General features: G+C 67.7%; 5 protein-coding genes. All 5 read right to left on the bottom strand.

Features of this window, described 5'->3' with window-relative positions; translation table 11 throughout:
* Positions 1-140: 140 nt before the first annotated feature.
* The 5 genes from ACXC9Q_RS20960 to ACXC9Q_RS20940 all read right to left on the bottom strand — a co-directional run bounded on the left by ACXC9Q_RS20960 (position 141) and on the right by ACXC9Q_RS20940 (position 5,653).
* On the bottom strand, positions 141-1,517 hold the full coding sequence (locus ACXC9Q_RS20960; RefSeq protein WP_457058294.1) for a GH1 family beta-glucosidase: 1,377 nt from the start codon (positions 1,515-1,517) through the stop codon (positions 141-143).
* Between the two features lie 92 nt (positions 1,518-1,609).
* Positions 1,610-2,608: an ABC transporter ATP-binding protein gene (locus ACXC9Q_RS20955; protein WP_457058293.1), complete on the bottom strand. Its 999-nt coding sequence runs from the start codon at positions 2,606-2,608 to the stop codon at positions 1,610-1,612.
* The gene (locus ACXC9Q_RS20950; protein WP_457058292.1) at positions 2,605-3,633 is read right to left on the bottom strand and encodes an ABC transporter permease; all 1,029 of its coding nucleotides are present in this window, start codon (positions 3,631-3,633) and stop codon (positions 2,605-2,607) included. The genes ACXC9Q_RS20955 and ACXC9Q_RS20950 overlap by 4 nt, the downstream gene beginning before the upstream one ends.
* Positions 3,634-3,638: 5 nt before the next feature.
* A complete protein-coding gene (locus ACXC9Q_RS20945) occupies positions 3,639-4,619 on the bottom strand; it encodes an ABC transporter permease (protein ID WP_329480828.1) in 981 nt (326 codons plus the stop codon).
* Entirely contained in the window at positions 4,616-5,653 is a 1,038-nt protein-coding gene (locus ACXC9Q_RS20940) for an ABC transporter ATP-binding protein (protein WP_457058291.1), read from the bottom strand. The genes ACXC9Q_RS20945 and ACXC9Q_RS20940 overlap by 4 nt, the downstream gene beginning before the upstream one ends.
* Positions 5,654-5,701: the final 48 nt, after the last annotated feature.

The following is a 5,701-nucleotide window of genomic DNA, read 5'->3' as shown; positions in this document are numbered from 1 at the left end:
CCGCACCTCGGACAACTTCCGCCCCATCACAACACCCTCCAACAATCAGGCGTTGCAACAATCCCCTGAATCTGCCGTCGCCAGGTGCACATTAGTTTCCCCACATCGGCTGCCCCGACGGACTCCAGTTGCCGATCGGGCTATCGCGCTCGGTGTTGTTCGGCGAGGTGCTTGAGGTACGCGGCGCTCGCCTTGGGGATGCGGGTTTGGGTGTCGTAGTCGACGCGGACGATGCCGAAGCGTTTGACGTAGCCGTAGGCCCATTCGAAGTTGTCCATCAGGGACCAGGCCAGGTAGCCGCGGATGTCGGCGCCCTGGCGGATGGCTTCGGCCACGGCGGCGAGGTGGGAGGCGAAGTAGGCGGTGCGGTCGGTGTCGTCGACGAAACCGGTGGCGTCGGGGACGTCCTCGAAGGCGGAGCCGTTCTCGGTGATGACCATCGGGAGGCCCGGGTAGTCGCGGGCGATGCCGACGAGAAGGTCGGTGAACCCTTCGGGGACGATCTCCCAGTCCATCGCGGTGCGCGGCTTGCCCAACGGGAGCGTGCGGCTGATCGGCAGCCCGTCCGCGTCCACCGTGCTGCCGTCCTCGGCGTAGCCGGTGAACTTCTGGCTGAAGTAGTAGTTCACCCCGAGTACGTCGATCGGCGCCGAGATGATGTCCAGATCGCCGTCGAGCACCGGGAGTTCGACACCTTCGCGGGCCAGGTCGGCGACCACGTCGGCGGGGTAGCGGCCGAAGACGAGCGGGTCGAGGTAGATCCGTCGTCCCAACCCGTCCGCACGTCGTGCCGCCTCGACATCCGGCTCCGCGTCCGAAGCCGGGTACGCCGTCGCCACGTTTAGCGTGATCCCGATGTCGAGCTTGCGCGGCGCTGCCTCGCGCAGGCGGGAGGTCGCCAATCCGTGTCCGAGCAGCAGGTGATGAACGGCTGCCAGTGCCGCCGGGTACTCGCGTCGACCGGGCGCATGAGCGCCGTACGCGTAGCCGAGCATCGCCGAGCACCACGGCTCGTTCAGCGTGGTCCACGTGTCGACCCGATCCTTCAGCGCGTCGAACACCATCATCGAGTAGTCCGCGAACCGGTACGCCGTGTCGCGCACCGGCCAGCCGCCGGCGTCCTCGAGCTCCTGCGGCAGATCCCAGTGGTACAGCGTCACCCACGGATCGATGCCCTGGGCAAGCAGCTCGTCGACGAGCCGGTCGTAGAACGCGATCCCGGCCGGGTTCACCGGACCCCTGCCACGCGGCTGCACCCGCGGCCAGGCCACCGAGAACCGGTAGGTGTCGAACCCGAGGTCCTTGATCAGGGCAACATCAGCAGGCATCCGGTGATAGTGGTCGCAGGCGAGATCCCCGGTGTCGCCGTTGTCGATCGCGCCCGGCACCCGGCAGTAGGTGTCCCAGATCGACGGCGTCCGGCCGTCGGCGTCGATGGCGCCCTCGATCTGGTACGCCGACGTCGCGACACCCCACCGGAATCCAGCCGGCAGCCCCGCCACAAATGCAGTGCTCATACTCAACGATCTCCCTGCGAGAAGTGATAAGAGCTTACGTCCGAAGAATCGCGGGCAATAGGCCACGGATCTTCGGACGCAAGGGGATGGTGTCAGCCGACGCGGCCGGGGAGCCAGCAGGCGACGGACCGGCTGGGGTCGTTGCGCGCCGACGGGATTCCCAGCAGCGGGATGTCGGTCGAGCAGCGGTCGAACGCGTGCGGGCAGCGCGGGTGGAACGCACAGCCGGAGGGCATGCCGCGCAGATCGGGTGGTGAACCCGGGATCCCGGCCAGCTCCCGACGTGGGCCGCGCAGCGCCGGGAAGGACTTCAAAAGCCCTTCGCTGTAAGGATGCAACGAGTCCTTGTACAGGTCCGCCGAGCGCGCCTCCTCGACGATCCGGCCGCCGTACATGATCGCGATCCGGTCGGAGAACTCGACCAGCAGCGACAGGTCGTGCGTGATGAACAGCACCGAGAACCCGAGCCGCTCGCGCAGCTCGACCAGCTGGGCCAGGATCTGCCGCTGCATGACCACGTCGAGCGCGGTGGTCGGCTCGTCCATGATGACGATCTGCGGTTCGAGTACGAGCGCCATCCCGATCATCACGCGCTGCCGCATGCCGCCGGACAGCTGATGTGGGTAGGCGTCCATCCGGTCGGTGGAGATGCCGACGAGCTTGAGCATCTCCTTCGCGCGCGCGACCCGTCCCTGCGGACCCAACTGCGGCTCGTGCGCCTTGATCACGTCGAGCATCTGGGTCGAGACCTTGTGCACCGGGTTCAGCGAGTTCATCGCGCCCTGGAACACGATCGACGTCTCGGCCCAGCGGAACTTCCGCAACTCCGGGTCCGTCAGCGCCATCACGTCGTACGCGTCGCCGCTCGGCGGGTGGTAGATCACCGAGCCCCCGCTGATCACGCCAGGTGGTGGCAGCAGTCGCGTCACGCCGTACGCCAGCGTCGACTTGCCGCTGCCGCTCTCGCCGGCCAGCCCGAGCACCTCGCCGCGATGCAGCGTCAGCGTGACATCGCGGACCGCCTGCACCGCCTGATCGCCGAGACCGTAGTCGACGTGGAAGTTCCTGATCTCCAGCACCGGCTCTCTCATGCCGCGTCCTCCTTCCGGCGTACGACGGGAGTCGCGGGCGCATCCTTGGACGACAGGACCGGGGTGAACCCGACCCGCATCCGGACCGAGTGACCGTCCGTGGTTTTCACCCGGGTGTGACCGCTGCTGCGCAACCGCGGGCTGACGAACTCGTCGATCCCGAAGTTGATCAGCGACAGCGCCGTACCGAGGATCGCGATCGCGAGACCGGCCGGGACGAACCACCACCAGGCACCCTGAGCCAGGGCCTGCTGGCTTTGCGCCCAGAACAGGATCGTTCCCCAGTTCCATTCGGAGATCGTGGAGATGCCGATGAAGGCCAGCGTGATCTCGGACATCACCGCGAAGATGACCGTGCCGACGAAGCCGGAAGCGATGATCGCGGTCAGGTTCGGCATGATCTCGGCGGTGATGATCCGCCAGGTGCTCTCACCGGTCGCCCGCGCGGCCTCGACGTAGTCGCGCCGTCGCAACGACAGCGTCTGCGCGCGCAGCACTCGCGCGCCCCAGGCCCACGAGGTGAACCCGATGACCAAGGCAACCATGAGATCGCCGGCCGAAGGGATGGTCGAGGCGACGATGATGATCAGCGGCAACGCCGGGATGACCAGGAAGACGTTCGACAAGGCCGACAGACTCTCGTCCGCGGCGCCGCCGAGGAAGCCCGCGCTGACACCGATCAGGATCGACAACGCGGTCGCCACGACGCCGGCCAGCAGGCCGACGAACATCACGCCGCGGGCGCCGACCAGGACCTGGCTGAAGATGTCCTGCCCGAGGTGCGTCGTCCCGAACCAGTGCTTGCCGGACGGCGGCTGGATCAGGTCGCTGCTGCGGGCGGACGGATCGTACGGCGCGATCCACGGGCCGATGATCGCGATCAGGCAGAAGAACGCGAGCACGATCAGCCCGGTGGCGGCCTTGGGGTTGGCGACGAAGCGCAACCGGCGGCGCTTCGCCGGTGCTGCGGCGACCTCGGGACCTCCCGGCGTGACCGCGGTGATGGTGCTGGCTGGCGCTGACACTGTGATCAGCCCTCCTTCCGGGTGCGCGGGTCGAGCAGCAGGTAGGTGATGTCGGCCATCAGGTTGGCGACGAGCACGGACAGCGTGATCACCAGGAACACGCCCTGCATCAGCGGGTAGTCCTTCGCGCCGACGGCCTGGAACAGGTTGTAGCCGATGCCCGGGTAGGAGAAGACGATCTCCACCAGCAGCGTGCCGCCGACGATGAAGCCGAGCGACAGCGCGAATCCGGAGACGCTCGGCAGCAGCGCGTTCCGGGCGGCGTAGCCGACCATCACCCGGCGCTCGGGCAGACCCTTGGCATGGGCAACGGTGATGTAGTCCTCGGATGCGACGGTCACCAGCATGTTCCGCATGCTGAGGATCCAGCCGCTGACCGACGAGATCAGGATCGTGACGGCCGGCAGCAGGCTGTGCTGGATCGCGCTGCCGATGAACTGGCTGTCCCAGGACGGCACCAGGCCGGGCTCGTACCCGCCCGACGACGGGAAGAAGCTGCCCGGACCGGCCAGCAGCGTGATCGCCAGCAGGCCCAGCCAGAAGTACGGGATCGACGACAGGAAGGTTGTCGCGGGCAACAGCCCGTCCAGCCAGGAGCCGCGGCGCCAACCCGCCAGGACGCCGAGCGACGTACCGATCATGAAGCTGGCGAACGTCGTGATGCCGACCAGCGCGATCGTCCACGGCAGGCTCTGCCGGAGGATCTCCGAGACGGGCGTGGGGAAGAAGGTGAACGACAACCCGAGGTCGCCGTGGAGCACCTGGCCCCAGTAGTCGACGTACTGGCTCCAGAGTGACGCGTTCTTGTCCAGGCCGAACAGCACGTACAGCGAGTTGATCGCCTCGGTGCTCATCTGGCCCTGGAACTTATTGATCAGCGAGGTGACCGGGTCGCCCGGGATCAGCCGCGGGATGAAGAAGTTGATGGTGAGTGCGGCCCACGCGGTGAAGAGGTAGAAGGCGATCCGTTGCAGGAGGAACCTCACTTGGCCGCTCCTTCCTCGTAGAGCCAGCACGCGGCCCAGTGGCCCGGGGTGTTGTCAGGGTTGGCCGGCAGGTCGAAGCGGGGCGGGAGTTCGGTCGAGCACTTCGGCATCGCGTGCACGCAGCGCGGGTGGAAGCGGCAACCGGACGGCGGCGCGATCAGGCTCGGCGGCTCGCCGCTGCCCTGGTCCTCCGGTGCGCGCAGATCTCCGACCCGGTCCAGACGATCAGGGTCCGGGGCGCTCTCGATCAGCAGGCGGGTGTACGGATGCGCCGGGTTCTGGGTGACGGTCTCCGAGTCGCCGCCCTCGACCAGTCGGCCGGCGTACATCACCAGCGTCTCGTCGGCGAAGTAGCGGGCCGACGCGATGTCGTGGGTGATGTAGAGGATGGCCAGGTTGAGCCGTTCCTTCAGGTCGCGCAGCAGGTTCAGTACGCCGAGCCGGATCGACACGTCGAGCATCGACACCGGCTCGTCCGCGAGCAGTGCCTCCGGGTCGGCGCCGAGGGCACGGGCGATCGAGACGCGCTGCCGCTGCCCGCCGGACAGTTCGTGCGGGAACTTGTCGAGGTAGCGCTCCGGCGGCGTGAGCTGCACCTGGACCAGCAGGTCGCGCAGGTTCTCCTCGAGATCGCCCGCCCGGCCGTGGATCTTCAGCGACCGGGTCAGGTGGTACCGCACGGTGTGCGTCGGGTTCAGCGAGGCGAACGGGTCCTGGAAGATCATCTGCACCCGGCGGCAGTACGCTCGGAACTTGCGGCCGCCGTGGACCGTGACGGACTCGCCGTGCAACCGGATGTCACCGGACGTCCGCCCGTACAACTGGGCCATCAGCCGGGCGACGGTCGACTTACCCGAACCGGACTCGCCGACCAGTGCGGTCACGCGGCCCCGGCGCAGGGTGAGCTTGATGTCGTCCACCGCGTGGACGGCCTTGCGATCGCGGCTGAGCAGGTCGCGGACTCCCCGCCGGACCGGGAAATGCTTGGTGAGGCCGTCGGCCTCGAGGACCACCTCGGTGTCGGTCACCGTCATGGATTCGGGTCTCCTGTCGTGGCACCGCGGCGCCGGGAGCGTGAACTC

This window comes from Kribbella sp. CWNU-51 (assembly GCF_054073265.1).
Note: the sequence above shows the minus strand (reverse complement) of the source record. Positions and strands in the feature narration are given on the sequence as shown.

Excerpts from the sequence above, each read along its gene's own strand:
- ACXC9Q_RS20960 (WP_457058294.1), bottom strand. The coding sequence starts at position 1,517 with ATGAGCACTGCATTTGTGGCGGGGCTGCCGGCTGGATTCCGGTGGGGT.
- ACXC9Q_RS20955 (WP_457058293.1), bottom strand. The coding sequence starts at position 2,608 with ATGAGAGAGCCGGTGCTGGAGATCAGGAACTTCCACGTCGACTACGGT.
- ACXC9Q_RS20940 (WP_457058291.1), bottom strand. The coding sequence starts at position 5,653 with ATGACGGTGACCGACACCGAGGTGGTCCTCGAGGCCGACGGCCTCACC.